Origin of the sequence: Mesorhizobium sp. YIM 152430 (assembly GCF_029210365.1) — a bacterium.
Lineage (GTDB): Bacteria > Pseudomonadota > Alphaproteobacteria > Rhizobiales > Rhizobiaceae > Aliihoeflea.
Genome location: NZ_JARGES010000032.1, coordinates 1 through 26,552 on the forward strand (window position 1 = coordinate 1; position 26,552 = coordinate 26,552).

Here is a 26,552-nt window from a genome sequence, read left to right on the forward strand (position 1 = left end):
TGTGTGAAGCGCGTTCAGCCCCCTCGCCTGCTCCGCTTCGCTCCGCCCCGCCGTGGGCGGGGTGGAAAACAGGGACGCCACAGGACTCTATGCCTTGGCCGCCTGACGTCGGCCGTTCAAGCCAGCCCGTATTTCTGGTTCGTGAAGTAGTATAGCCTCATATCGGGTTCGCTCGTAGCTCGCTCAGTTCCGCGCTAATGCCGAGGAGTTCGAACTTCGCCGGGTATACCAGCCGGAAGAGATGCAAGGTCCACATGCCGACCCGAACGACGTTCTCCAGTCCCAGGTCGAGCTGAAGGCCACCCTCATGGAGGTAGACCTGCTCGATCTCCTTGCGGTCCTCTCCCTCCTTCATCTTCATGCTGAATGAGAAGCCGCGCTCGTTGGGGTGAGCACCCTGGTCGATGGTCTCCTCATACAACGCCTCGTAGTCGGCGGCGATCGGCTTGGACATGGTCTCGAGATGACGCACGATCTTGCGGGGCCGGAACTCGTTCCGCACCTTTTCCTTGCCGGTGGCCGTGTCGTGGCGACCCATCCAGAGTTCGTATAGAGGGACGTTATCGCCGATGTAGACGCCATAGGCCGAGATTTCGATAGAAGCGCGCAGAGTGGCATTCGTCTCGTAGACCTGGCCGGCCATGGCGGCGCCGGCGGCCGCTCTCCAGGCCGAGTGAGCCCGCAGCATGAAGGTCATCGGCAGCATCGGCCGCGGGTTGATCGACCGGTCGAGGATGCGGAAGAACATGTCATCGAGCCGGACGATTTTCTTGACCGTCGGGTGGTTGTGGAACGTCGCGAACTGGTTGTGACGGTACGTGTCGAGGTACTGCGTCAGGTGGTCCCCGCCCCATCCCGGCGGCGGCGGCTTCAGCGTCCGTACCACTGTCGGCGGCATCAGGCCTTCCTTCTCGCCCAGTACTCATCGGGGTTCTTGGCGACGAGAATTAGCGACATGGACTCCTCGACCTTCTGCCGCTCGACCTCATCGGGGATCTGAGAGGTCATGGCTTTGAACATGTTCACGTAGCTTCGGCCGAACTTGAGCGTCAGGGCAATGAGTTTCGTCTTGGCCTCGACATCGTCCGCGATGATCTCGATCGCCGTCCTGGGCAGTGTATTTGCCGTCCTCGGTCCTGCCTGCCATTTCGGAAGTTCGGCGCGCAGCGCGGGTATTGCCGTATCGAAGATCTGCGTGCTGCTCAGGCCGCCGAACGTTGCCTCGGCCGCGTCGATCGCGGTCTTTCGCATGAAGTCGTAGGTTGGCCAGATTCCCGACGCCGGATTGAGCAGCTCGCGCCTCTCCCAGACGCCGGCGTCGTACTGTCGGAGGATCTCGGTAATCGTCTCCATCTGCTTCGGTACCATCGCGAAAACGGTAGGATCCGGTGCCGAGTATTTGACCAGGTAACCCATCGACTCGATCAGGGCGGCATTCCAGAGCTCGACCACGGAGGCGGTTCTGGACATCTCGACCAGCGGATAGGCGATCTTACCGGAGTTGATGCCTGCCCAGTGTTCGGCAGCCAGCTCGCTGTATGCCCCGAGCAGCGCCATCGGCGCCATCACAGGGGCGATCGTCGCCTGGAGCTCTGCGGAGCTCTTCTCGGCTTGTCGCCTCTTCAGCCAGTCGAAGATCATCTAAGAGCCCCCGGATCCAATTTTGCCCGCCGCCAGCGAACTGTAGTATGCGACGATCTCCATGCCAGTCCCAGACCGGATCCGGCAGTGGTTCTCGTTGACCGTCGAACAGCACGCCCCGGAACAGTTGCTTTGACGTTTGCCCGTGACGTCGTACTCCTGTACCGCCTTGATAATCGAGTTGCAGGCATTCGTGAACTTTCGATCGTCCATGTTCGGCTGTTCGAACATTCATAGGCAGTGTCAGGTTCTGGCGCTGCCTGCTCGTTCAGATCGAGAAGACTTGCTGCAGATTTCCACACAAAGGCGAAGCTAAGGAGGGTGGAAGACCGCGCAGGGCCGGTCGGACGGCACAGCTGACTCCTACGTTCCAGACGGCAAGGAATTATCGGACGGGGCCGCCCCTATCGAGAGGCCGCAATTGTGCCCCGGTGCGCTCCTGGGCCTGGGCCCGGTCGAGCGCCCTCAGGACGGCTCTCGCTTCCACGAGCTGCTTCTCGTCGACGCCGTGCCTAGTAGCGAGTGGACCGAGATTCTTGCCTGAACGCAATGCTGCGAGATCATCACCGAAACGGCGCTCGATTGCGCTCGTGGTCTGCCGCAATTCGACCTTGAGGTCGGGCGACAGCACATCACCCCGATCAAGCGCGCTCATGAGCTGGTCACTCGGCCGCGAGACCTCCGTGCTCGCGCGCCGCACCTGGTCGTGACGTTGCTGCTGCATCGTCTGCCGGATTCCATGCACGATTTTCAGGTAGCTCTCGGCGATCCCGCGAAGGCTGGGCTGTGCAGCGATCGCTTGCCGGTGCGCCTCCCGCTCCTGACGACTGGCAGTTATGGCGCCCTTGCCGGCAAGCGGCCCGAATCTTCCCAGAGCATCCTGCAACTCCGAAATCACCTGCCGATTGCCGATTTCACCGTCAAAAGCGGCATTCCGGATGGCTTCAACCACGGGCCGGTGATCGGCAAATACCGTCTTTGCCGTGGTGACAAGGCGGTTCATCGCCTCGGTGGCGCTTTCCGAAGCGGCAATCCGTTCTCGCAGCTCGGCCTTGGGAACTTCCGAGGCGAGGGTACGGCCAGGAAGTAATACAGCCCGCCCTGCCTGCCCAATGTCGGTGCGGCTTTGGGGCCCCAGGCGCGCCTGGCTCCGCTCGCGCGCATGTTCGCGTTGGCGCGCGTCGGTCAGGATGCGTGTCAGATAATGGGTTTCACCATGGGTCCCGACCACCAGCGCATGACGGACGTATTCAGCATTCGCGCGGATCAGCTCGCGGTCCAGTGCGAAGCCCTTGGCCGCCGCAAACTGGTGCATGAAGGTCATGGTCGTGCGCGTATTGCCTTCCCGGAACGGATGGATTTTCCAGAGGTCGACAATCATGCCTGCAAATGAGGCCATGTCCTGCGCCCGCGACAGATCGCTGAGACCCGACCAGTCGCAGGCATTGAGTTGCTTAAGGTGGTGTTCGGCCTGGAGGCGCGCCAGATGGAACGGCGCGTATTCGACGCTGCCTCCGCCCAGTTTTTCCTCGGCCTTGACCATATCGATGCGGCGGATTTCGCCGGCGAACGGATACACCGGCGCAAAGATGCGCCGGTGTAATTCCAGCAGGTGGGCGAGGCCAAAATCGCCCTTGACCGGATTGTCGTAAAGACCCTTCAACGTCTTCAGAGTCTCCCGACGCTCCTTGCTGTCGAGTTTGGCCTGATCCCTGATGTTGAAATGATTGATGAGGACTGTGGTGCCCGGATAAAGATAGGGGTCACTCATCAAGCGGCACGGGCACGCCTTGCTTCGACATAGGCATCGCCCAGCTGATCGCAATCCTTCTCGCTCAACAGCCCGGCCTCTTCGCACAGGACGAGGAACTGTTCGAACAGGTTTGGCTCGTCCCGCGACACAGCCATTGCCGAAAGCGCGGCCTTGTGACCATCAGTCAGCATTGCTGCGACGATCGGCTCGAGCGGCTTCTGATCGAAGGTTCTGATGACCTGTTTGGCAAGCCGCAACGCATGTGCGCGATCTGCGACAGCGGGGCTTTCCATTAGCGTTGCGGTCATGTTTCAGGCTCCTGTAACTTGCTCTTTTGTATAGCCGAAATTCGGCTCGAAAACCAGTCTGCGCGGTCCTTCTACCGCCAAGGACGGCCATTCCTTTTGTACGCGGCGTCAAGCAGCAGGCCCCGCCGTTTCGGCGGGGCCTGCGGGCCGGCGTGATCAGTCCCGGTTAGGCCGAGACCAGATCAGCTGGAGACCGTCTTCGCCTTCCACTTCGACCAGGGTGGCGTAAATCGGGGCGGGGAAGCTCGGATCGTCCAGCTTGACCGAGAGGTAGTCGCGTCCTTCGTTGGAGGTCTTTTGCCATGCGGCACCCAGCTCGACCGCGCCGGAAAAGAGGTTCTTCCTCATTTTGTGTGGAGCGGAGGGAGCATTCGTGCCCTCAGCAGTTCGGGGCCTGCCCTGCCGTACATTGCGCGCTTAAGGGTCTTGAGGCGGTTGATTTGGCCCTCGGCCTGTCCGTTGGTCCAGGGCAGCTCAATCGCGTTGTTGACGGCATCGATGTCTCTGCGCAGGACACGGGCGAACCGCATGATCGGAATGAGCTCGGTGTCGATGGCATCGTCGATCCACGCATCCAGTGGTGCCGATCTTTTGCCACGAAGGATACCGTTGAAGCGCATCGCCAAGCGTCGCATCTCGGCAAAAGCGTCGGATCCCTTCTTCAGCGCATCAACCTTCCTTGCCTGTCGGTGTGTCAGCAGGCTTCGTGGCTTGATGCACAGCGCCGCTGCAATCACCGGCGAGATCGCATGACCAGTTTCTGGATCTCGAACCGGCTCCAACTTCAACACGAGTGGGGGTAAATCACTGGCCTGCTCTCGTTCGGCCCGCCGCCAGGCGCCCAACAAGCGCTCCAGATTGGCGAAGCTGCCGGTGTAGCCACGCTGCTTGACGTCATGAAACAGGTGCCGGCCGAGGCGGTTCCCATCCTTCCAGCATTGGGCAAGAAAGGTTTCAAAATACCATGGCGATGTGGGTTTCAACGCTGCTCGCCGCCTGTCTAGTGGAGCCTCGAACTTGAGCCAATTCGCTACGCTGCGACGTTCATAGCCGGTCCGACGGGCGATCTCGCTGTAGGACAAACCCTCTTCTCGCAAGGCGCGGAGCGTTTCGAGTATCTCATGGCGAGATTGCCTATGCGCGAGTCGGGCACGCCGGCGATGTGTCGCAGCGTCAACAATCGCGTCCTCCGACAGGATGGCCCTGCCGGTAGCGCGCCCGGAAAGGCTCATCTCTTCCTCGATGGCCGAACGAAGGTTCTGGATCAGATGAAACCGATCGGCGACCTGCTGGGCTTGCGGTGCGCCTTCACGGACGGCCTGCGCGTACAGGCCGCAGCGGTCCCGGCTGACGACCTCGACGGAAGGATGGTTCCGAAGCCACGTAGCCGCACTCTCGACGCTCCGATCGTCCAGTATGTCGACAACCGAGCGGCGCTCGAGATCGACCATGATGGTTCCATAGTTCGTCGCCCGCCGCCAACTCCAGTCATCGATGCCGACCACCCGTATCTCGGTGCTGCTGCGGTTAGCGACCGTGGCATCCCGCTTCAGCTGCCGCAGGATGGTGTCGTCGCTGACCGGCATGCCGAGCCGCTGCATCAAGCGCTCGCCAGGACGGCCGCCTGTGCTGTGGCCCAGCAAGCCGACAATCTCAACAACCCTTGCCGTCCGGCGCGCATAAGGAGCCGCAACCGTCGGCAGACGATCGGTGAACGTTCGTCGCTCACATTTACGATGTAAACATCGCCAGCGGCTCAGCAGGAGCCTCACTGTCACGGGCTTGCCCTGGACCGGCAGATCCTGAAGGCTGCGGAAGTACGAGCCATGCCGACTTCGGCTTCGTCGACCACAATCCGGGCAAATGCCGATCGCGGATCCGGCAGCGGAGACAACCCAACCGTCGTCAACAGTGAGCGCGACACCCAGTATCTTGACCCCTGGGCCGGGCGACCATTTCGATTTCGTTCGCATGCCCGCCCATAGCGACAACGTCGCTAACACAGGATGAACCACACAAAGTGAGGAAGAACCTGTTTCGCTGCCAGAAGCGGCGCCAGTTTCCCTTGCCGGCCGTTGCGCGCAAGCGGCACCAGGACTTTTCGGTTTTCTCCAATCCTCTCAACCGCACTGCGCGTCAGAGATGGCCGCCCGTATGGGGAAGACCGCTTGCGGGCTTCAGCTCTGCCAACAGCCCGGCCCGAAGGGCGACGCCAAACATCAATCCAGCGTGGCCGACAAAGCTTGGTTACGATAACTGAGAATTATCAGGGCCTCAAAAGCGCGTAGCAATCGCCAGCGCTCTGTCGGGTCAGACCTGTTAATAGCCCGTGTGTTCTGGCTACTGACCAAAGATTGTATTTAATCTTTGGTCAGTAGCTGCCTATCGTGCCGTCAACAAACGGCAGGCCAGTTCCCGGTCGCCCCAACGTGTCGAAAAGGTATCGGAGACTTCGAACCAGCTTCCGTCGTTGCCGGCACCGTGGTTAGCGCCCATGCATGAACATTGGCACTCATGACCGAGCGCTTCCTGGCATGCTCTCGCGCAGATCTCCTGCTCGCGGTAGGGTTGAATGATGTTGATCTTGCCATATCTGACCAGCGCTCGATCGACGAGGTCATTGAACCAGGATTTCGGCAACTCCCAGTAAGCTTCTGTGCCGCCGATCCATTCGGGAGCAGTTCGCCGCCCGTTCTGAAGCCAGTGCCGATTGTCGTCGGCGAATGGTAGTCGCACGCGAATGCGCTCGCCTCGCCCCGTACGGCGCAGCACAACAGGTATTTGCTTCTGCTTCCAGACGTAGGAGAGGGTGAGCTGATCCATCATCTGCCTCAGCTTGTCTCAGAACGCAGGACACGGGACTAATTCTAGTGCTCCGGATTGCCAACGCCCGATGGTTCCGTCTGTCCTGCTCCCAATGGACGTATCACCAGAATATCAACGCAGCTCTCACCTTTGTATTCTGGCGCTTTACGTCCTTGTTCTCGCATCAGGTTGCGACCTTGTTCAATTGATGTTCGATGGCTGCTGCGGATGCAAGCACGTCCTCAAATTCAGGCGCCGTTCCGAAGATCATTGCGGTCGTGTTGGCGTAGTCTTCCTTGAGCGCCGCCACCATGCCGTCGACAGGCTCAATGGCGAATGTACCCGGCATGGCCGAGGCGAGGTCCATGTCAGGTCGGTTGAAGAACATCCGCGCATGTCGGACGCAATCTGCACCGAGATCAAAATCTCCGAGGGTAGCCAGGCCCACATCTGAGTTTAGGAGGCAATGAAGATCGTAATAGTGCCGCGACACGCGTTGACCTTCTTGGCGAAGGACGCCACGCCGCTCATACCAGCGGCGCAAGCCATGCGCGATGACAACCTTGTCCCAGAAGGTCCGTGTTGCCTCGACAGTGGTTACGTCAGCTACTGCCAAATCCAATGATGACGCCTCGTCGGCGATGTAGGGGCGGATCGTGACGGGCCGATTAGGATCAAGCGCTGACTTTGCGCCGGATTCGATTCGAACGGCTGGGCGCACATATGCGCCGTCGCGCGGCTCAACCTCTGGATACCAGACGAGAAGTGTCTGTCCGTCGGGATCGGCCTCGTCGATCTCGATGCGCCCTACACCACCGGTTAGGTCGGCCAGTTGCTCGGCAAGAAGTTCTCGAAGCGGGCCGGTGATATACGCGCGGCACGCGTCCCGGATCGCATCCAGTCTGGCACGGCGTTTCTTGTTCGAGAGGGCTTCGAGTTCTTCGACCGACGCCGGTTCGTGGAGATCATCGCGGAAAACGGTGATGTCGATATCCTCGGAGAACCGTTGAATGAGACCGTAAGCTTTCGACAGCGATGTGCCGCCTTTGAAGAGGAGGCGCGGCACTCCGGTAGGTCGCTCATGATAGAGCGCGTTCAGGGTCCAGCACACCCAGAAGTCCTTCTCGATATTACCCACTGGCGCTCCGAGACGGTTAGCGGTTGCCAGGAATAGATCGAGCCGGTCCCGCGCGGGGGTCTCGACGACCTGCTTGTAGGCGGTCGTGCTCATTGCTCGGCCTCGTTGGTATCGACGGGAGTGACAAGGTCGCGCAGGAATTCCTGCATCCAGATCGGCAGGGCTGAAAGGCCGGCGCGAAGGTCGTCACGGATCGCTTTTCCGTGTTTCGGATCAGCGAACAAACGGCGCAGCACATCCCCTACCCGGTCTCGCTCGTCGTCATGGGACAGCATGTCCTGCATCCAGTACAGGGCCTGGACGACGCGCATGGCCGGTCGGTCGGCCCAGTAGAGCCGGCTCGGGGCGGCGAACTTGAAATGAATTTCCTGCTTGCCGAGTTTGATCGGCTTCAGCCGTGCATCAACCAGCACTTCGATGCGCGCCGGGACGGCCGTGGTAAGACCGAGATCGTTTGCGGCGGTCATGCCGTCGACAACGGCCCGCGCCTGGTCGCGACGGGTGACAGCACGGATCACGGCCCGATAGTCCGGAACGGTGGGCCGTCCCGTCAGGGAGTTTTTGCGCGGACGATCATAGAGACCGCGATCAATACGGCGAAGCTCGCCGGCGGCGGCGAGCCGCTGCAGGGTTTTGTCTATGGCGGCACGCCCGCCGAGATCGGCGAAATCGGCAGGCGTCCAGACCTCGTCGGGCTGAGACGCAACCCGAGCAAGCAGTTTGGAACGCAGATCTGTCTCTTGATTTGGATCCGTCATGTCCGAAAAATGTCACATTTTTCGGACGCCAACAAGAGAGTCCGAAAAATGTGACATTTTTCGGACTCTCTTCGACCGCACAGTACGACCAATTCGCCTTGAATTGCATATTCGCGTTGTCATTTCATTACTCATGCAAACGAGAATGCAGCTAAGCGGGCGGCAGCCTCAGTACGCGACGTGACGAAAGATTGTCGTTGGCTGCGGAAGGAACAAATGGCTGAATGGGGGCCGACAGCGGACTGGCGGGTTTCTAAATTGCCAGACGGCAGAGCGGACATTCAACCGCACCGTTGCGGCGACATTTTCGGCCCAAAGCTGCCGATTGGTGGACAACAAATGTATGTCCGCTTTGCGCCCCCATCTCGGTCATTGGCACGGTCTTGACCCTCCTCCAAAAGCGGACATTGTCGGCGCTCGCGCCGTAAGCGAGTTGTCCAGTCTGCTCGTCGAGTTCTTTGAGTTCGCGGCTGGGAGGGCGAGTGTGGCTTCACGCTGTGTTATTCGATGCCCTGATCCCCTTTCTGTGTTCGAGAGCCACCCCTCTACGATGTGAAACTCTGAGCTTTTCAGTGGGGCCATTGTTGGGAGCCGATGAGGGGTTAGTCAGTCCGCCGGTTCACAGAGGTCACCACCGCTATTTGCACAGCAGTCATCAGTGCACCGTGGAATGTCAGAGAATCAGAACCATCAATTGACAATGTCAGATTTCCTCCCTATCTTGCGAGACACGGAGGTTGCCATGACTGATGGTCCGTTCAAGAATCTGAAGCTTGGGAGCTGCTGGAAGCGGCTTGCCGAGGCGGTGCAGAACGATGCGGCATCTCTAGCAGACTGTGGTGCATTCGCTTCGGACGCGCTGGCTCGCCACCTCGTCACCACGGAACACGCCCAGGCGCTTCAAGAAGTCGATGCGCATATTGCCCGCGGTCAGCTGGAACTCGATCCGCTTGGTTCGATCGAAGCTATTTTCGATCACTGCGAGAAGACGCCCTTCCTCGACGCGCTCCAGAAAGAGTTGCTGTTCCGCGCCGCCAACGACACGCCCCTCGGCGACGCGATCGCGCCAGCACTCGACGCCGCCATCGACACTCAGATCAGTGAAGCCCGAAACCGCTTTCAGGAAGAGTGTATCCGGGCGCAGGAAGCAGGCGAGCTGGGCCGAAGCCCGGCGGATCGGGTACGCGAAAAGATTGATTCCGCCTTCGACGCAGTGGCGAGCGCAAAAGTCCGTGACGCTCTGTTGGCGGGCAAGAAGGATGCTTTCGAGAAGGACTTGGGCAGAAGCGACGGCGTCGACGAAGGGATGGTCCGCTTGTGAACACTCACTTGACCAGTCCCGAGCGTTACGGTCTGACGCTGCGCGTTATCGAGGCAGGCCGTACGCACCGTCCGGTTCGTCCCAATTCCGAGACCATCGCCGAAATCGGCAAAGAAATCGCCTTCGTTCCCGATGCCCTGGACACCTACGACTACGAGGGATGGAAGCCGATCCACCATGACCTTCTGGTGGTCAGTGCTGCTGTTGAATATGCCGACCGCCGCACCGCAAGGCGGATCAGTCGGTGGGCCCGCGATTTCAACATCACCGTACCCGTCGTCGAGGTTGCGACGTGGCAAGAGCCGAAGGTGCAAGCAAGCCTTCGGGCAGCGCTGCGGCACCTCACGGGCGACGATTGGCAATTCAGCTTTGTTCCATGGCAGGGCCAGAGCGTCTTGGGGGCACGGCAGCGGTCGCTTCCGTTTGGCACGGAGCGGAGCTTCGTCATCGCCTATAGCGATGGGCTAGATTCGCGTTGCGTCTCGAAGGTATCGGGAAACGGAAGCGACGCCGTTTGTGTACGCGTGACCAAACATCGCCATACCTTGAAGGCGGGCGATGAACCTTTCGACCAGATCCCGTTTCGGGTCGACGTCCCCTCGGCGCGAGAAAGCAGCGTACGTTCGCGCGGCTTCAAGTTCGCCGCTGTGACGGCTATCGCCGCGCACCTGACGGGGTTGACCAGGATCGTGGTCCCCGAAAGCGGTCAAGGCGCGCTTGGCCCGGTCCTCTTGCCCCTCCACAACGTGTATGCCGACTACCGGAACCACCCGACGTACTTCCGGAAGATGGAGCGGTTCATCAAGACGGTACTTGGGCACGACATCCGCTATGACCAACCGCGCCTGTGGAACACGAAGGGCGAGACCATTTCGGCCTTTCGGCTTGCCACGAACAAAGCGGTCGACGAGCTGTTCGAGACCCGCTCATGCTGGCAGCAGCGTTGGAACGCAAAAATGGACGGCAAGCTGCGGCAGTGCGGCCTGTGCGCTGCATGTCTCCTTCGCCGGATGAGCATGCATGCCGCTGGAATAGAAGAGCCGGATCACACCTACATCATCGCTGATCTCACTGTTCCGGCCTTTCGGGATGCCCTTCCAGGCAGGGAGAAAGTCCGCTTGAGCCGAACGATGGCGGAATACGGAAGCGTTGGCGCTCGGCACTTCCAGCAGCTTGCCGTCATGGCAGACCTGCCCGATGCGGCATTGAACGTTCATGCCTTCGAAATTGCACGCGCGACGGGGGAAGCGCAGGAAGACGTCTTGAAGAACTTCAGGAACATGTTGCTGACCCATGCAAAGGAATGGCGCGCCTTCATGGCCGCCCAAGGAAAACAAAGCTTCTTGAGAAGCTGGACGCAGGGAGGGCGCCATGGCCGATCTGAATGAACTGAGCGCGCAGGAAATCGGTCGCCGCCTGCGCTTGGCGAGGGAGAACGCGGGCATCCGTCAAGATGAGGCGGCCGAGGTCATCGGCATGTCGCGGCCGACTCTTGTGTCCATCGAAAAGGGCACGCGGCGCGTCCGTATTCAGGAGTTGCAGCTTCTTGCGCGGCACTATGGAGTTTCCGTCAACAGCCTTCTGCGTCGGGAAGCGGTTCATACCGATCTGATGCCCCGTTTCCGTAAGATGCGTGAGACGGAGGACGACCATACGCTCGAAGCCGTGGAGTTTCTCAATGTCCTGGTGAAGGCGGAGGTGGAACTTGAAAACGTCCTCGGGATCGAACGGCGGCGACACTACCCGCCGGAGAAAGGGATCAACGAGGGCGACGTTGTCGAACTTGCCGAAAAGCATGCGCAAGAGCTTCGCGACTGGCTCGGGCTCGGCGCGGGTCCGATCGGCGACATCTTCTCAGTCATCGAGCTCGATCTCGGCATCCGCCTATATCAGCGACGGCTATCTTCAAAGTCTAAGGTCGCTGGCCTGTTTGCCTATGATGACGCCATCGGAGCCTGCATCCTTCTGAACGCTAATCACCCGCTGGAGCGGCGTGTTCAATCCGCTGCTCACGAAATCGGACACTTCGTGGGGACGCGCCGCGTCCCCGAGGTCTTAGGGGACGACGAGCAGTTCCTGTCCCGCGATGAGCGCTACGCCAACGCCTTCGCCCGTGCATTCCTGACGCCGCGCAAGAGCTTCTCGGAGAGTTTCAAGCAACTGACGGCCGGCGCCGACATGCTCACCCGTCGTCATGTCATCTTGCTAGCGCACCAGTACAACATCTCCCGCGAGGCGTGCGTGCGCCGCCTCGAAGAGTTGGAGCTTCTGAAAAAGGGGACGTGGGAATGGCTCAAGACGAAGGGGGGGATCAAAGACTACCACGCACGCGAGGTGCTTGGAGACGCCGCAGAGCGGCTGGATGTGGCCAAGACCGACGCCAATCGGCCCGTATCCCACAGGATGAGCCTCATGGCGCACGGGGCCTGGAAGCGTGGCATCATGTCGGAAGGGCAGTTGGCCGAACTGCTGAAGATGCGCCGCGTGGAGGTGCGCGAGCTGATTGACCAGATTGAGCTCGAGGAAAACGTGACGGATGACCTTCTCAAGCTCCCTAGCTGACGATCTTAGACCGCTGGTTCTCGACACGAGCGTCCTGATCAACCTGCACGCCTGTACCTACGGCGAGCGGGTGTTGACGGCCATCGCGAATGACATTGTCGTGCCCGACATCGTGGCCGGGGAGTTGGAGCACGAGACGAGCCGGAAGAACGGAGACCACAGTTTTCTTCGCGGCCTCATTGCGCGCGGCAAGGTAATGGAAGCCGGCATGACCGGCGCGGACTACGAGCTGTTCGCCACTCTGTCCGGCGGGTCTCCTTCTCTGGATGACGGGGAAGCCGCGACGATTGCGATCGCGGCACGTCGGGGGTTCCGAGCCGTCGTCGATGAACGAAAGGGCCGCACTCGGGCAGTGGGGCTGATGGATGGCCAGGAACCCGGCTGGTCCCTCGACCTCCTCCGACATCCCAGCGTCGTGCAAAGCCTTGGCGAGCATCTGGCCGCTGACGCCGTCTATCTGGCGCTGCGCGATGGGCGAATGCGCATTCCAGCGGAATGCGGCGACGCAGTCGTTGGATTGATCGGCCGAGAGCGTGCGCTTGAGTGCTCCTGCCTACCGAACTTCAAGAATCTGTCGCGGGATGCGGCGCTTTCGGCGCCGCCACAAGCACATGCGATTATCCGGCAGGAACGAATCGACACGGAATAAATCCACTCCACGGCAGACCCGTGTCTGCCAACCGGAGTCGAAAATAATCGAGGGGTTGAACATTGGCACGGATACGCGCGGTCGAGATAAAGCACTTCAGAGGCATCAAGGAACTCGTTTGGCATCCCTCGCCCGGCATCAATTGTTTGATTGGGCCGGGGGACAGCGGAAAGTCGACCATCCTCGACGCCGTCGATTTCTGTCTGGGCCCGCGCCGAAACGTCCAGTTCACCGACGCGGACTTTCATCGGCTGGATGTCGAGACGCCGATCACCATCACGGTGACCCTGGGCGAGCTTGATGATGGTCTGAAGAACCTCGACGCGTACGGGATGTTCGTCCGTAGCTTCGACCCCGCGACCGGGAAGATCGAGGATGAACCGGAAAAGGATGCGGAAACCGTCCTGAGCCTGCGGCTAACGGTCGCCAGTGATCTGGAACCGAGCTGGACGCTGGTGTCGGAGAGGGCGGAAGCCCAAGGGCTTGACCGAAATCTCAGTTGGGGCGATCGGGTGCGGCTGGCGCCGACCCGGATCGGAGCTCTGGCGGACTACCATCTGGGTTGGCGGCGCGATTCGGTTCTGAACCGTGTCTCTGAGGAGCGTGCGGACGCCTCGGCCGCCCTGGCCAAGGCCGCGCGGGATGCACGGGCCGCCTTTGGCGAAGAGGCCCAAGGCCAGCTGGGCGAGACGCTCGGCATCGTGGCGACGACTGCTAAGGAGCTGGGCATACCGGTCGGCGAGAACATCAAGGCGATGCTGGACGCGCACTCCGTGTCGTTCAGCGGCGGGATGATCTCTCTGCACGACGAAGGCGGCATTCCACTTCGGGGATTGGGAATCGGCTCGACCCGCCTGTTGATCGCCGGCCTTCAGCGAAAGGCTGCTGCGCAGTCGACGGTCATCCTGATCGACGAGTTGGAACACGGGCTTGAACCGCACCGCATACTCCGGCTTCTCGCGTCGCTCGGCGCAAAGGAAAAGTCGCCGCCGCTCCAGGTCTTCATGACGACGCATTCGCCGGTTGCTTTGCGCGAGCTTTCGGGCAGCCAGTTGTTCGTGGCACGCCGGTCGCCCGGTGGCCACGAGGTGTTGAACGTGGGCATCTCTGACGGCGTGCAGAGCACGATCCGCCTCTATCCCGATGCCTTCCTCGCCCCGTCAGTGATCGTTTGTGAAGGAGCAAGCGAGGTCGGTCTCGTCCGGGGTCTCGACCAGTACAGGACGGCAATTGGGAGGGACGCCATCACGGCGTTGGGGACGGCTTTGGTCGATTGCGGTGGCGGAGATTCTGACCGACCTTTCGCAAGAGCGGACGCTTTTCACGCGCTGGGGTACCGGGCTGCGGTCATCCGTGACGACGATAAGAAGCCGACGGCCGCCATCGAAGACGGTTTCATCGCGAAAGGCGGCAAGGTGATTGCCTGGCGTGACGGTCGGGCTTTGGAGGACGAGCTCTTTCAGACCCTGTCCGATGACGGGGTCAAGAAGCTGCTGGCCCGCGCAATCGAGCTCCATGGCAACGACTTGGTGAATGAGCACATCAAGTCGGCGACCAAAAACGCAAAGGATCTCGCAGCGATCTTGGCAGAGGCGGAAGCGGGTGGGATTTCCCCGGATAGCCGGACTGCCCTCGGCGCGGCGGCGCGAACGAAGCGAGCTAGGTGGTTCAAGTCGGTGACTTGGATGGAGGACGTGGCGCGGGACGTCGTTGGCCCGGACCTCGCGCATGCCGACGCTGGCTTTCGCGATCTTGTCGAGAGCATCTTCGGGTGGTGCGCCAATGCCAGCACCTGAGATCGATTTGCTCGCCATCGACCGCGGAACCGTGACCGCCCCGGCCGGATGCGGAAAGACGCACCTGATTGCAGAGGCGCTGACGCGGCACAGCGCCGATAAACCTGTCCTTGTTCTGACCCACACGAACGCCGGTGTCGTTGCCTTGCGGGGGCGACTCGACAAAGCCGGTGTGCCGTCGAAGGCATATCGGCTTTCGACGATCGACGGATGGGCCATGCGGCTCATTTCGAGCTTCCCGACGCGCAGCGGCCACGATCCGGACCTTCTCAAGCTGGCTCGACCGGGGACCGACTACCCAAACATTCGCGTCGCGGCCGCAAGGCTGCTGAAGGCTGGTCACGTCGCCGATGTGCTCAAAGCCAGCTATGCGCGGTTGATCGTAGACGAGTATCAGGACTGTTCGATCCGCCAGCATGCCGTCGTCGCCTTCGCTGCCCAGACGCTTCCGACCTGTGTACTCGGCGATCCCATGCAGGCGATCTTCGGGTTCGGCGGCGACAATCTGGCGACCTGGGACGACCAAGTCTGCGGCTACTTTCCGCTGGCGGGAGAGCTCGCGATGCCGTGGCGCTGGATCAACGCAGGCGCCGAACCGCTGGGGCAATGGCTGCTGGACGTCCGCGGCAAGCATTTGAGGGGAGAGCCGGTCGACCTCCGCACCGCGCCTGACGGTGTGACCTGGGTCCACCTCGACGGAACGAACGACCATGAGAGACGCCTTGAAGCCGCGCGGGTCAGACCGCCCGGCGCGGACGGCCGCGTGCTGATAATTGGCGAGAGCACAAGCCCCGACAGTCAGCGGCGGTTCGCAAGTCAGACGCCCGGAGCGGTGACTGTGGAAGCGGTCGACTTGAAAGACCTCGTCGCGTTCGCAAGGCGCTTCGACCTTGCATCGCCACAGGCGCTGCAACACCTCGCCGAGTTCGCGCAAAGCGTGATGCGCAACGTGGGCGCAGCAGATTTCGTCCAGCGCGTCTCGGCACTCCAGCGTGGCACGGCGCGAACCGAGCCCACCGAGGTCGAGGGGATCGCCCTCGCGTTTATCCGTGATCCGTCGCATCGACGGGCTGTCGACGTCCTTGTCGAGATCGGCAAGCAGGGTGGTATCACGCCCCACCGTCCTGCCGTGCTCCGTGCCTGCATCAAGGCCCTCCAGCTCTGCGACGGCACGGAAGGCATGTCCTTTTACGATGCAGCCATTCGCATGCGGGAACAGAACCGCCTCGTTGGCCGCCCCCTCCCCAAACGTGCCGTCGGCAGCACCCTGCTCTTGAAAGGCCTCGAAGCGGAGGCCGTCGTCATCCTGAACGCCGATGCCTTAGACGCACGGAACCTCTACGTCGCAATGACCCGCGGATCTAAACAGCTAATCGCTTGTTCGCGGTCGCCAATATTGAGTCCCTAGATTGGCTGGCGGTCGAGTGGACTGTATGGTCTCTGCGCAATTTGACCATCGGGGGAGGCTTAACAGTTTATATTTCCCGCGCGCTCGTCGTAGACGAAAAGACCTTTACTGAAGAAGAGCTGCTTCAGGTGGGGACGGTATTCGTTGTCTTGGCGGAACCGGGTGCGGGCAAGACCGAGCTGCTTAAGGCGCTTGCCGGGCTGCTCCAGGCAAACCGGACTCGCGCCAGCATCTTCCAGAACAAGCCGGGGCTCGCGGGAACCGGCCCGCTCGTTATCGACGCGATGGACGAGGTCGCGCGGATCGACACCGTCGCGACCGACAAGATCATCGCGATGGCGAGCGAGACACCGGCGGCGACGGTCGTCTTCGCGAGCCGGTCGGCGGAGTGGGACCGCAGCCGCACGGCGTATGTCGAGCAGTGCTTCGGTGCGAAGCCCGTCGTCGTGCATCTGCGGCCCTTCAACGAAGACGAGCAGCGCCAGCTCTTCGAGAGCAAGTTTCCCAGCGAGCATTTCGAGGCCTTCGCTGCGGAGGTTCATCAGTTTGGGTTAGGCCCGTTGCTTGGCAATCCACAGTTTCTGATCCTGTTCGGCGAGGCCTACATCGAGAGCGGGCGCGTCTTCACGTCGAAGGCGAAGATTTTCTCGGATGCAATACGTCGTCTCGCGCACGAGGCGAACACCGAACGGCCAATACCGAAATTGAAGCCGCCGCTTGACGCCATCATCGCAGTTGCAGGCGAGGTGTTCGCCAAGCTCCTCTTGTCCGGCGCGACCGGCATCGCCACGGTCGAGAGTTTAAGCGACCGCGATTTTCCCTACATCAATGCCCTGTGCCGCGACGCATCGAACGCACCCTTCCTGATCGATACGCGGTTGCTGAAGCCCTCGGACGATCCGGACGAGCACGAACCGATCCATCGGATCGTCGCAGAATATTGTGCTGCGTCGTATCTGGTGGGTCGGATCGAAGATCCGAAGGACCGACTCTCCTTGGAACGGGTCCTTGCCGTCGTCGCACCGAATGGCGTGACCCGCGACGAATTGCGCGGTATGGCTGGCTGGATGGCGGCGCTGGGACATCAGCCGCTACAGTTGCGCCTGATCGAGCTTGATCCCTATGCGGTGCTGGCGAACGGCGATCCAAGCCAGCTGACGACGGCGGCAAAGCGCGCTCTGTTGTCGGCCTTGGATAAGCTCGCGGATTTGGAGCCGCTGTTCCGTCGCAGCGACACCTGGCGACGCTTCAACGTCGGTCAGTTTTTCACGCCGGACATTCTAGGTCCGGTTCGCACGATCCTGAGGAAGCCGGGGCAGTTTCGCACGCTTGTCCTTGAGCTACTGATCGACACGGACGCGGCGGCCAGTCTATTGCCGGAACTGTCGGTATTGGTCCTCAATACGGCGACCGATAGCGATACCCGGAAGTGGGTCGGCGAGGTCCTGCTGGCCGCCGGCACCTTTGATCCTGCGGTCGAGTTCGATGCTCTGGTCGCGGAGGGCTCGGCGACGTCGCTTGAGATCGTGGCGCGATGGGTCACCAAGCGCGGCGTTGAATCGGTCGGCGCGGCCAAGGTTGCAGACCTTCTGGACAAGCTCTCGGTGCTGTACGGCACGCCAAACCGCAGGCATCGTGACGGGACGTCGCGCTATTTCATCGACCGCCTAGTGCAGTCTTTCACGCTCGCCGAAGTCACGAACTTTCTCGATGCCCTGACGACGGGCCTCGTCTGTACCTGCGCGCCCAAGCACGCCTATGCGTGTACGTGCCGGTACGGAAAAAGCAAAATCCTCGGTCGGCTCCTTGATCGGTATTTCGAGCTTGCGGAAGCAGGAACGCACGACCCGGCTCGCATCTGGCAGTGGATCAGATCGCTCCATTTCCAGAGCAACGCAACGACCGAGCGGAGCGCGTCGGTCAAGCATCTCGTCGCCAATGACGAGCTTAGGCGCGACCTTCAGCGGCGTGCCGTCGAGGGCTTACGCGGCGAGCAGGCGCAGAACGCGGTTATCGAGCTGTATTCGAGCCACGCGCACTCTGGCCTGCATATGCATGTCGGCGACCCGGACGCGCTCAGCCAGTACGCTTTCGACCACAACATGGTGGACGTTTGGGGATCGCTTCTCTCCGGCCATAACTTATGGGGCAAGGAGAAAGGGCCGAAGGCGCTTCGCGCGACGCAGCGTGCGCAAAGCCAATTCTCACCCGATTTCATGCGACTGTGGGCGAGACGAGAGCGGGCCCGACGCGAATACTGGCGCGACGAGCGTCGCGTGACCCACATACGCGGCCGGAAAAAACGGGCGGAGAAGGAAGCGGCGGTCGAGGCCAATAACCGGGCCCATCTTCGCGCCAACCTCGCGGAAATCGAGGCGGGACGCCATGGATGGTGGCTCACGGAATTTACCCGCGCTTTTCTCTATCACCCGGATGAACTAGAGTGCATGGTCGACAATCCGCAAACGCCGCTGCGCGCGCTCCGAAACTGTTTGCCTTTCGTCGAGCCGCACATCCCCACTGTCGAACAGCTGGGCCAGCGCAAGAGTACCAACATTGCCGAGATTTTGCTCGCGGCCCTGATTGTCCTGTATCGCGACGGTGTCGACCTGACGATTCTCGATCCGCGCATACTGGCGGCGGCGAAGACCGAAGCAACATCGTCCTACCCTGTGTTCAAGGACAGTGAGGCCGATGGCGAAGCGTTCGAGGCGGCGCTCGACGCAGCGCTGTTCAAGGAGCCAGGATCGGCGGAAACGTTCTTACGCGCCTACATCGAGCCTCAGCTGGCCGAGCCCGAGAACGCGCCGCAGCATGTCTATTGGTTAAATAACAAGCCCGCCTTCCACGATTTGCGCGCGACGCTGCCGATGGAATGGCTGGAGCGCTTCCCGCAGATGCCCCAGGAGGCAATGCGGCCGCTGTTCGGCATGGCATCGCAGTACGGGCGGCGGGAAGATCTGATTGCGCTCATCGATCGGCGTTGCGGTGATCCACTGGTCGATAGCGGCAAGGAAACAGAGGAAGACAAGCGCGCACGCGGTCGCCGAAAATTCTGGCAGCTCAATGCCGTGCTTTATCGGACGCCCGGTCATGACGCCGCGTGGCAGGAACTCAAGACTGATCCGCAGGCAATCTTCGGTTTCGAAGGCCGCCTTGGCCGAATGTACGAGCGGGAAGACGACGACCATCCGCCTATAACGGCGGAGACCATCTACAAGGTCATGGATGCGTTCGTGCCGGTTTGGCCGAAGGTTCATCTGCCGAGCAGCTGGGGCACAGGCGATCCCGAAGACCAGACGGCTTATCGTTTCCTGCGGGATTGCATCTGGAGGATCGCGGAGGATGCGCCGGAGCGCAGGATAGAGGTGCTCGACCGCATGCTTCCCGATGCGCGTTTTGCGGACTACCACGAGGCGATGCTGACGATGCGGGCCGAAGCCCAGCGAAAACTCGCACTTCAAGATTTCAGGGCGCCGCGTCCGTTGGAGATATACAAGATGCTCGAAGAAAACGACGTGGCGTCGGTCGAGGACCTTCGGGCCTTGATGGTCGAGCAGTTGGAAGAGCTGCAGCGTTGGCTCAACGGCTCGGAGACCGATCCGCTTGTTTCCTTCTATTACGGCGACAAGCGCGTCGATGAAAACACCGCGCGCAACAGGATCGTGGATCAACTGCAAGGGCAAATGAAGGCCCTTGGCTTGTCGATCGTGATCGAGCGTTACATGGCGGGCGGCAATCGCTGTGACATCACCGCGTCCGCCATTCTGGAAGGACGCAATCGCCTTCTCGTGACGGAGGTGAAGGGCCAGTGGAACGACGAGCTATACTCGGCTGCCGCCGCACAGTTGGATCAGCGATACGCGATTCACCCCGACGCTGCGCGTCAGGGCGTCTATATCGCACTGTGGTTTGGCAACGGCGAAAAGGTCAACGGTCTGGTTGATGCGAGCGTCACATCGGCCGGCGATCTGAAGGCGCGCATTCTCGATAAGATGACGGATGAGCTGAAGGCGCGGGTTGACGTGGTTGTGCTCGACCTGTCGCGGCCGCCCAAATTGCCGAAGCCGCCTAAAAAGACGTCTGCGAAGAAGGCCGCGCCCAAAAACTAAAGCCAGCCGCTAGGGTGAAACCCAAGCCCTTGCCAGCTTAGAAGATTGGGGCAAGGATGCCCGTCTCATTTGTGGCATCGCGCTCGTCAAGTCACGCGTTGTTTACTGAAGGCAAGCGGAACAACTATTTCTAGGTCCCCATCCAATGCCTTGGTCGCACACTAGCGTACATCCAGCTGTGGTGAGCGGCTGCTATCCCAGCTCCGCGTACAGAAGCTGACCGTCCGGAAGCGGCCCCTCTTCGGTCATTCGTGCCGACCGCAGCAAATGTCCGTTCTCCGCCCTGTCAGGACCTTGCTGCTTAGTGCAACGAGTGACTGCTTCCGGTAACTAAGTCCAGGATAGTGAACGGCTGAACCGGGGGCGCATTCCTGTCCGGCTCATTTGGAGCCGTTCGCGGACCGTCCGCTTTTCAGCGAAAAACATGAGAAAGCTGACCTAATACGGTCACTCAATCGGTGGAAAGGAAGGGCCTGATATCCAACCTTCTCCACCCAGAAACCCAATACTTGCTACCCAACCGTGACGCCAAACAACGCTCCTACCGCTGCTGTCGCAGCCATTGCGAGAGCGCCCCAGAGGGTGACCCGCGCAGCGCCCCGAATGATACCAGCGCCGCCGGCGGATGCGCCCAGACCGCCGAGGACCGCGAGGCCGACGATCGTCAATGCCGCCACGAACAGCGCAATCGACGTTTCAGGCGCCAATAGAACGACGATCAGCGGAACGACCGCACCCACGGCGAATGTGAGAGCTGAGACCAGCGCCGCCTGGATCGGGCGTGCCGTCACGGTCTCGGAGATGCCGAGTTCGTCGCGGGCATGCGATCCGAGCGCGTCGCGTTCGGTCAGCTGGTGGGCCACCTTTTCCGCCAGGTCGCGATCCAGCCCCCGTTCTACGTAGATCCGGGTGAGCTCCTCGAGCTCTGCCTCAGGCGTTTCCGCCAGCTCGCGGGTCTCGCGGGCAAGATCGGCTTGTTCCGCATCAGTCTGCGAACTGACCGAGACGTATTCGCCTGCGGCCATGGACATCGCACCGGCCACGAGGCCAGCCAGCCCCGCGATCAGGACCTCCGGCTTTCCCGATCCTGCCGCGGCGACGCCGACCACGAGGCTTGCCGTCGAGACGAGCCCGTCGTTGGCGCCGAGAACGGCGGCCCGCAGCCAGCCGATGCGATGCACCATGTGGATTTCGGAATGCGAGAGGCGGCTCATGGCGTGGCTCCTTGCGCGATGTCGTCCTGCCCGGAGGAGACAGCCTTTGGTTTCGGAGGGGTGGGTTCATGGGGCGCGATGCGCAGCGCACGGAGGGCGTTCAGGATAACTGCAACGTCGATGACCTCCTGCAGGAGCGCACCCTGCACCGGAGTGAGATAGCCGAAAGCCGCCGCGATCATGCCCATGACCGACAGCCCGATCCCGGCGACAACGCTTTCAACAGCGATGCGCCGCGCGCCGCGCGCGATCTCGATCCCCGGCCCGAGCCGGTCGATACGGTCGACCAACAGCACGACGTCTGCCGCCTCCGCCGATGCAGCGGCCCCGCGTGCGCCCATCGCGACACCCACATCGGCCGCCGCGAGGGCCGGCGCGTCGTTGACGCCGTCGCCAACCATCATCACGGGCCCGCGCTTGCGCTCGGAGAGAACCAGCAGAACCTTCTGGTCGGGCGTGAGCCCGGCGCGCAGCCCGTCGAGGCCAAGCCCCTCGGTCACGCGCTCGGCCACGTCGGCGCGGTCGCCGGTGGCGAGCAGGATTCGCGCGATCCCCTCGCCGCGCAGCCCGTCGAGCATGGCGCCCGCGCCGTCGCGCAGGGGATCGGACATCACGAGATGCCCCGCCATGCGCCCGTCGACCGCGACCGCGACGAGGACCGACCCGGCGGCAATGGCCGAATGATCGCCGGGCCTCCGTCCGACGCGGGAGGCGACGAAGGCATCGCCGCCGACGATGACCTTCCGGCCCTCGACATGGCCCACGACGCCTTCACCCGGGATCTCAGCCACGTCCGACGGAACCGGCAGCGTGAAGCCGCGCGCCTTCGCGGCCGCAACGATGGCCTGCGCCACGGGGTGCTTGGACGCCTGGTCGAGCGCCGCAGCGAGGCGCAGTATGTCGTCCTCCGCCATCCCGTCGTGGCTATCAATCGAGACGATCTGCGGCCGGCCGTCCGTCAGCGTGCCGGTCTTGTCGAGGATCAGCGTTCGGATGCGCGCCATCGTCTCGAGCGGTCCCGCGCCCTTTATCAGCACCCCGAAATGCGCGGCACGCGACAGCCCGGCCACCAGCGCCACAGGCACGGCCAGGATCAGCGGACAGGGCGTGGCGACGACGAGCACGGCGACGGCCCGGATCGGGTCGCCGGTGAACCACCATGCAGCGAAGGCAATGCTGACCGTGACCGCCAGAAACCCCAGCGACCAACGGTCGGCCAGCCGCGACATCGGCGCCTTCGAGGCCTGCGCCTCCTCGACCAGCCGGACGATCCCGGCATAAGTGCTGTCCTTGGCTTCTCTCGTCGCCGTCAGATCGAACGCCTCGCCTGCGTTTGTGGAGCCGCTCATGGCTTCGGCGCCGTGGGCGAGGCGCACTGGCAGGGACTCGCCCGTCAGCGCGGAGGTGTCGACGAAGGCCGTCTCCGAGGCCACCGTGCCGTCCACCGGCACCACGTCGCCCTGACGGATCAGGAGGCGGTCGCCGGGCGCGATGTGGTCGAGCGGGATCTCCTCCAGCCCGCCGTTGCGGTGGCGGGTCGCGGTCCGCGGCACGCGGGAGAGGAGGTCGTGCATCTCGCGCCGGGCGCGGCCTTCGGCGAAGGCTTCGAGGAATGTGCCGCCGGAATACATCACCGCGACCACCGCCGCGGCGAGGGTCTCGCCGAAGACGAGCGCCGCCGACATCGACAGCGCTGCGACGATATCGAGGCCCACCTCGCCGGAGCGCAGGCTGCGCAGAATCTCGACCACGAGTGCAGCGAGCGCGGGAACGACGCCGGCGATCCAGATCAGGTTCGCTGCTTCGGGTCGGCCGGAAAAGTAGAAGGCAAGTCCCGCAATCAGGCCGGTCGCGGCAATGAGCAGGATAGCGGTCTTGAAGCGGTCGGTCCGTGTCGTTTCCATGCGGCTCATCTCCCCTCGGCTGAGGCGATTGCCGCTGGCTCTTCGGAAAATAGTCGTCCGACTCCCACGCCCCGTGCGCTGGCATCATCATCGCGCAAGAGAAACAGGGCGTCGAGCCCGCTTCGTCTTGCGAGCGCAGCACCTTTGTCCGGCCCAAGCACCATGAGGGCCGTCGCCCACGCATCGGCCTCGGCACAGGTGCGGGCCACGACGGTGACGGAGGCCGGCGACGCGATCAGCGGCACTCCCCGCATCGGGTCCATTGTGTGCGACAGGCGGCGCCCCTGCACCTCGACCCAGTGACGGTAGTCGCCCGAGGTGGCGACGGCGGCATCCTGCAGCGCGAGGATCGAATGCGGCGTCCGGCGCTCGGCGTCCGGCGCCTCGACCGCGATGGTCCACGCCTCACCGTCCGGCCGGAGGCCCATTGCACGCATCTCTCCATCGATCCCGACGAGGGCATCGGAAATCCAATGATCGCGCAGCGTCTCGGCGAGCCGGTCGACGCCATAGCCTTTGGCGATGCCGTTGAGGTCGAGCTTCAGGACTGCGGCCTTGCGCACGCGGGCGTCGTCCATCTCCAGCACCTCATGTGCCGGGCGGCGCGAGGTTTCCATCGCGGCGCGGATGCCATCCGGCGCGGCGGCCTCCGGTCCGAAGCCCCAGGCTGTCACCGCATCGCCCATGCCGATATCGAAGGCTCCGCCGGAGGCACGCCCGATCTCGAGGCCGAGGCGCAGCACCTCGGCGAGACGGGCTGGAACCGTCACCCATTCTCCCACCGGCGCCGCATTGAGCTGCATCAGGTCGCTGCCCGGGTTCCAGGTCGACATCTGTCCGTCCACCTCGTCCACAGCCGCCTGCAGCGCCGCGCGGATCGGGGCCGGGTCGAAGTCCGGCTCCGCGAAGAATAGCGCCGACCAGCGCGTGCCCATGGTCGCCCCATTCAGGGCGTGCCTCGTCAGCTCAGTAGACATCTTCGACATACCGCCCCTCCGCCTTCAGGACCGCCGGCGTCAGCCCGGAGGTCGCGAGGATCTCGGCCAGCGCCTCGGCCACGCCGGCGGCCATGTCCCGTCCGCCGCAGACCATCACGCGCGCGCCATTGCGGATGAGCTCTGCGACCTGAGTGGCCTCGCTGCGCAGCGCGTCCTGGACGTAATGGGGACGCGCCCCGCGCGAGACGGCCGTGACCAGCCGGCTTACACGCCCTTCGTCCTGCCATCCGGGGAACTCCTCGCCGTAGAAGAAATCGCTATCGGGATGGCGCATGCCGAAGAACAGATGGATCGGCCTGCGGCGCGTATTGCCGCGCACAAAGCCCGCGAGCGGCCCGATGCCGGTCCCTGCGCCGATCAGGATCAGGGGCGCCCGGCTTCGGCCCGGACGGAAGCCGGGGTTGGGGCGCAAGAAGGCGCTCACCGTGTCGCCAGGTTCCAGCGCTGTGAGCTGACCCGAGCAGAGGCCGCCGGGAAGCTTCTTGACCACGATCTCGATGAAGCCGTCGCGGCGTCCGGAGGCGAGCGAGTAGAGCCGCGGGACGAGACTTCCCTCCGGAAGGACGCCGATCAGGTCACCGGCCTCGAACCGCGCGAAGCCGTCGCCTCGCAGCCGTTGCCAGAGTGAGACGTGCGGAAGCGCGAAACGGAGGATCGCCGTCGGGGCCTGCACCTCAGCGCCGTAGTCGCGGCGCGATACGAGGGTCAGCGTCTCGGTTTTCGGCAGAACCGGCTGATGCGACAGTTCGAGCGCAATGCCGAGAACGTCTCCCAGCGCACGGCCCCAACGGGCGAAATCCTGCGGCGATTGCCGGTCGATTGTGTCGAGCGGCAGAAGCTCGGGCCAACCCTTCGCCTGCGCCGCTGCCGCGACGTCCCTTGCGAAGGCGCAATAGGCCGGAAAGCTGCGGTCGCCGAAGCCGAGCACCGCCAGAGAAATGTCCGGCGCCCGGTCGGAAGCGTTCAGCCGGTCGAGAAAGCCCTTCGCCGAGGCGGGCGCCGCGCCGTCGCCATAGGTTGCGGCGAGCAGGATGATCCGCTGGGCCGTAGCGTAGCGTTCTGGCGCGAAGGCCGACATCGGTGCTGTGTGCACCTTCTGCCCGGCTTGCGTCAGTGCGGTGTGGAGCGTGGCCGCAAATCCCCAGGTGCTGCCGCCCTCGCTGCCGACGAGCAGGATCGTCTCGGCACGTCCCGCGGGCTGATTGCTTCGGATGCGCGGCCGCCCCCTCCGTCCCGCGAGCCAGACGACAACGCCAGTCACGCCCATGGCCGGGACGCCGAGCGCCATCAGGCCCAGAACGAGGCCAAGCGTCGCCGCACCCTGTCCGGTGTGCAGCATGTAGATGGTTTCCGAAACGCGTTCCCACCCGGTCAGGTCAGTCCAGGCCAGCAGCGCCCCGGTGCCCTGATCGAGATACCCGGTCCCACGGTCGGTCTTCAGCGTGAAGACGTCCGTAGCGTCGCCGGGATAGGGAAAGCTCAGTTCGCGCAACTCGGCGACGGGCGTCTGCTGCAGCGTGGCCATCCGGTCCAGCGCAAACCCCGTCGCTCCACTGACCTCGGTCGGTATGGCCGGGATGGCGCCGCCATCCGGCAGGAGATCGAAGGTCGACGCCGTCATCCAGAGGGCGGTCGTGGAAGACAGAACGAAGCCGACGACGGCGATCCGGGCGATCTCGACGTGCAGCCGCCCGGCAAGCGGTCCGCGCAAGCGCGCGAACCAGTGTCGCCAGCCGCCCGCCCGCCGCGCGACCAGCGCCGCGCCGGAGAGCGAGAGGATCAGCATCGCGGCAGCCCCTGCGGCCGTGGCGATGCGCCCGCCGTCCCCGAGGAACAGCGAACGGTGAAGGTTGGTGAGCCAGCGTTCGGCCTGGTTCGGGTCGGCCGAGGCCACGCCTTCACCCGTCGCCGGGTCGATCACGGCGGCACCCGGCGCGCCCTGATCGAACCAGTAGGCAGTGATCCGACCGGAGGGCGACCGCCGGATTTGCTCGACGCCCGGATAGACGGCCTCGATGCGGTCCGCGAGGGCGGCGACCGTGAGCCCGGTCTCCGGCTGCGGGGCGGCAAGCCGTTCGGCCGCAGGGAAGACCGACAGTGCCGCGCCACTCAGCGCGAGGATCGTGACGAGCGCGAGGGCCAGAAGACCCGGCCAGCGATGGAGTGCACGGATCATGGCCCCGAT

At 62.8% G+C, this 26,552-nt stretch carries 19 protein-coding genes and 1 pseudogene; 7 read left to right on the forward strand and 13 right to left on the reverse strand.

All coding sequences use genetic code 11. The features are described from left to right. Window positions 1-157: 157 nt before the first annotated feature. The 9 genes and pseudogenes from PZ895_RS10860 to PZ895_RS10900 all read right to left on the reverse strand — a co-directional run bounded on the left by PZ895_RS10860 (window position 158) and on the right by PZ895_RS10900 (window position 8,403). Window positions 158-898, reverse strand: a complete 741-nt coding sequence (locus PZ895_RS10860) for a hypothetical protein (protein ID WP_275839036.1) — start codon at window positions 896-898, stop codon at window positions 158-160. Further along, window positions 898-1,641: a hypothetical protein gene (locus PZ895_RS10865; RefSeq protein ID WP_275839037.1), complete on the reverse strand. Its 744-nt coding sequence runs from the start codon at window positions 1,639-1,641 to the stop codon at window positions 898-900. Before PZ895_RS10865 ends, PZ895_RS10860 begins: the two co-directional genes overlap by 1 nt. A 385-nt stretch (window positions 1,642-2,026) precedes the next feature. Continuing rightward, complete coding sequence (locus tag PZ895_RS10870; RefSeq protein ID WP_275839038.1) at window positions 2,027-3,412, reverse strand: Fic family protein; 1,386 nt, start codon at window positions 3,410-3,412, stop codon at window positions 2,027-2,029. Next, window positions 3,412-3,702: a hypothetical protein gene (locus tag PZ895_RS10875; RefSeq protein WP_275838314.1), complete on the reverse strand. Its 291-nt coding sequence runs from the start codon at window positions 3,700-3,702 to the stop codon at window positions 3,412-3,414. Before PZ895_RS10875 ends, PZ895_RS10870 begins: the two co-directional genes overlap by 1 nt. Window positions 3,703-3,858: 156 nt before the next feature. After that, a pseudogene (locus PZ895_RS10880) lies at window positions 3,859-4,038 on the reverse strand (DUF736 family protein); the annotation flags it as partial. An 8-nt stretch (window positions 4,039-4,046) separates the two neighbouring features. After that, entirely contained in the window at window positions 4,047-5,675 is a 1,629-nt protein-coding gene (locus PZ895_RS10885; RefSeq protein ID WP_275839039.1) for an ISL3 family transposase, read from the reverse strand. Between the two features lie 409 nt (window positions 5,676-6,084). After that, window positions 6,085-6,528 (reverse strand): hypothetical protein, encoded by a 444-nt coding sequence (locus tag PZ895_RS10890; RefSeq protein ID WP_275839040.1) that lies wholly within the window; start codon window positions 6,526-6,528, stop codon window positions 6,085-6,087. Window positions 6,529-6,691: 163 nt separating this feature from the next. Further along, complete coding sequence (locus PZ895_RS10895; protein ID WP_209181182.1) at window positions 6,692-7,738, reverse strand: nucleotidyl transferase AbiEii/AbiGii toxin family protein; 1,047 nt, start codon at window positions 7,736-7,738, stop codon at window positions 6,692-6,694. Continuing rightward, window positions 7,735-8,403 (reverse strand): DUF6088 family protein, encoded by a 669-nt coding sequence (locus PZ895_RS10900; protein WP_209181183.1) that lies wholly within the window; start codon window positions 8,401-8,403, stop codon window positions 7,735-7,737. The genes PZ895_RS10895 and PZ895_RS10900 overlap by 4 nt, the downstream gene beginning before the upstream one ends. A gap of 742 nt (window positions 8,404-9,145) precedes the next feature. Here PZ895_RS10900 and PZ895_RS10905 point away from each other — a divergent pair. From PZ895_RS10905 to PZ895_RS10935, 7 genes are all read left to right on the forward strand, one after another. Next, window positions 9,146-9,724 carry a hypothetical protein gene (locus tag PZ895_RS10905; protein ID WP_275839041.1) on the forward strand — a complete coding sequence of 193 codons (579 nt, stop codon included), beginning with the start codon at window positions 9,146-9,148 and terminating at the stop codon, window positions 9,722-9,724. An 8-nt stretch (window positions 9,725-9,732) separates the two neighbouring features. Then, the gene (locus PZ895_RS10910) at window positions 9,733-11,112 is read left to right on the forward strand and encodes a hypothetical protein (RefSeq protein ID WP_275839042.1); all 1,380 of its coding nucleotides are present in this window, start codon (window positions 9,733-9,735) and stop codon (window positions 11,110-11,112) included. Further along, window positions 11,096-12,286, forward strand: a complete 1,191-nt coding sequence (locus tag PZ895_RS10915; RefSeq protein WP_275839043.1) for an XRE family transcriptional regulator — start codon at window positions 11,096-11,098, stop codon at window positions 12,284-12,286. Before PZ895_RS10910 ends, PZ895_RS10915 begins: the two co-directional genes overlap by 17 nt. Further along, entirely contained in the window at window positions 12,261-12,935 is a 675-nt protein-coding gene (locus tag PZ895_RS10920) for a DNA-binding protein (protein ID WP_275839044.1), read from the forward strand. Before PZ895_RS10915 ends, PZ895_RS10920 begins: the two co-directional genes overlap by 26 nt. 62 nt (window positions 12,936-12,997) lie before the next feature. Beyond that, window positions 12,998-14,731 carry an AAA family ATPase gene (locus PZ895_RS10925; RefSeq protein WP_275839045.1) on the forward strand — a complete coding sequence of 578 codons (1,734 nt, stop codon included), beginning with the start codon at window positions 12,998-13,000 and terminating at the stop codon, window positions 14,729-14,731. A 7-nt stretch (window positions 14,732-14,738) separates the two neighbouring features. Next, entirely contained in the window at window positions 14,739-16,139 is a 1,401-nt protein-coding gene (locus PZ895_RS10930; RefSeq protein WP_275839046.1) for a UvrD-helicase domain-containing protein, read from the forward strand. Continuing rightward, entirely contained in the window at window positions 16,109-20,251 is a 4,143-nt protein-coding gene (locus PZ895_RS10935; RefSeq protein WP_275839047.1) for a hypothetical protein, read from the forward strand. The genes PZ895_RS10930 and PZ895_RS10935 overlap by 31 nt, the downstream gene beginning before the upstream one ends. Window positions 20,252-20,763: 512 nt before the next feature. On the opposite strand, the gene PZ895_RS10940 is transcribed toward PZ895_RS10935, so the two are convergent. Genes PZ895_RS10940 through PZ895_RS10955 form a run of 4 tightly spaced genes read right to left on the reverse strand, consistent with a single transcriptional unit; the run spans window position 20,764 to window position 26,543 of the window. After that, a complete protein-coding gene (locus PZ895_RS10940) occupies window positions 20,764-21,465 on the reverse strand; it encodes a VIT family protein (protein WP_174033615.1) in 702 nt (233 codons plus the stop codon). Further along, window positions 21,462-23,369: a heavy metal translocating P-type ATPase gene (locus PZ895_RS10945; protein WP_174033613.1), complete on the reverse strand. Its 1,908-nt coding sequence runs from the start codon at window positions 23,367-23,369 to the stop codon at window positions 21,462-21,464. The genes PZ895_RS10940 and PZ895_RS10945 overlap by 4 nt, the downstream gene beginning before the upstream one ends. Before the next feature lie 5 nt (window positions 23,370-23,374). After that, the gene (locus PZ895_RS10950) at window positions 23,375-24,355 is read right to left on the reverse strand and encodes an FAD:protein FMN transferase (protein ID WP_174033612.1); all 981 of its coding nucleotides are present in this window, start codon (window positions 24,353-24,355) and stop codon (window positions 23,375-23,377) included. Then, entirely contained in the window at window positions 24,336-26,543 is a 2,208-nt protein-coding gene (locus PZ895_RS10955; protein ID WP_275839048.1) for a PepSY domain-containing protein, read from the reverse strand. The genes PZ895_RS10950 and PZ895_RS10955 overlap by 20 nt, the downstream gene beginning before the upstream one ends. Between the last annotated feature and the right edge of the window lie 9 nt (window positions 26,544-26,552).

Coding starts and splice junctions, on each gene's coding strand:
- PZ895_RS10860 (WP_275839036.1), bottom strand. CDS start 898: ATGCCGCCGACAGTGGTACGGACGCTGAAGCCGCCGCCGCCGGGATGG.
- PZ895_RS10865 (WP_275839037.1), bottom strand. CDS start 1,641: ATGATCTTCGACTGGCTGAAGAGGCGACAAGCCGAGAAGAGCTCCGCA.
- PZ895_RS10870 (WP_275839038.1), bottom strand. CDS start 3,412: ATGAGTGACCCCTATCTTTATCCGGGCACCACAGTCCTCATCAATCAT.
- PZ895_RS10875 (WP_275838314.1), bottom strand. CDS start 3,702: ATGACCGCAACGCTAATGGAAAGCCCCGCTGTCGCAGATCGCGCACAT.
- PZ895_RS10885 (WP_275839039.1), bottom strand. CDS start 5,675: ATGCGAACGAAATCGAAATGGTCGCCCGGCCCAGGGGTCAAGATACTG.
- PZ895_RS10890 (WP_275839040.1), bottom strand. CDS start 6,528: ATGATGGATCAGCTCACCCTCTCCTACGTCTGGAAGCAGAAGCAAATA.
- PZ895_RS10895 (WP_209181182.1), bottom strand. CDS start 7,738: ATGAGCACGACCGCCTACAAGCAGGTCGTCGAGACCCCCGCGCGGGAC.
- PZ895_RS10900 (WP_209181183.1), bottom strand. CDS start 8,403: ATGACGGATCCAAATCAAGAGACAGATCTGCGTTCCAAACTGCTTGCT.
- PZ895_RS10905 (WP_275839041.1), top strand. CDS start 9,146: ATGACTGATGGTCCGTTCAAGAATCTGAAGCTTGGGAGCTGCTGGAAG.
- PZ895_RS10915 (WP_275839043.1), top strand. CDS start 11,096: ATGGCCGATCTGAATGAACTGAGCGCGCAGGAAATCGGTCGCCGCCTG.
- PZ895_RS10920 (WP_275839044.1), top strand. CDS start 12,261: ATGACCTTCTCAAGCTCCCTAGCTGACGATCTTAGACCGCTGGTTCTC.
- PZ895_RS10940 (WP_174033615.1), bottom strand. CDS start 21,465: ATGAGCCGCCTCTCGCATTCCGAAATCCACATGGTGCATCGCATCGGC.
- PZ895_RS10945 (WP_174033613.1), bottom strand. CDS start 23,369: ATGGAAACGACACGGACCGACCGCTTCAAGACCGCTATCCTGCTCATT.
- PZ895_RS10950 (WP_174033612.1), bottom strand. CDS start 24,355: ATGTCGAAGATGTCTACTGAGCTGACGAGGCACGCCCTGAATGGGGCG.
- PZ895_RS10955 (WP_275839048.1), bottom strand. CDS start 26,543: ATGATCCGTGCACTCCATCGCTGGCCGGGTCTTCTGGCCCTCGCGCTC.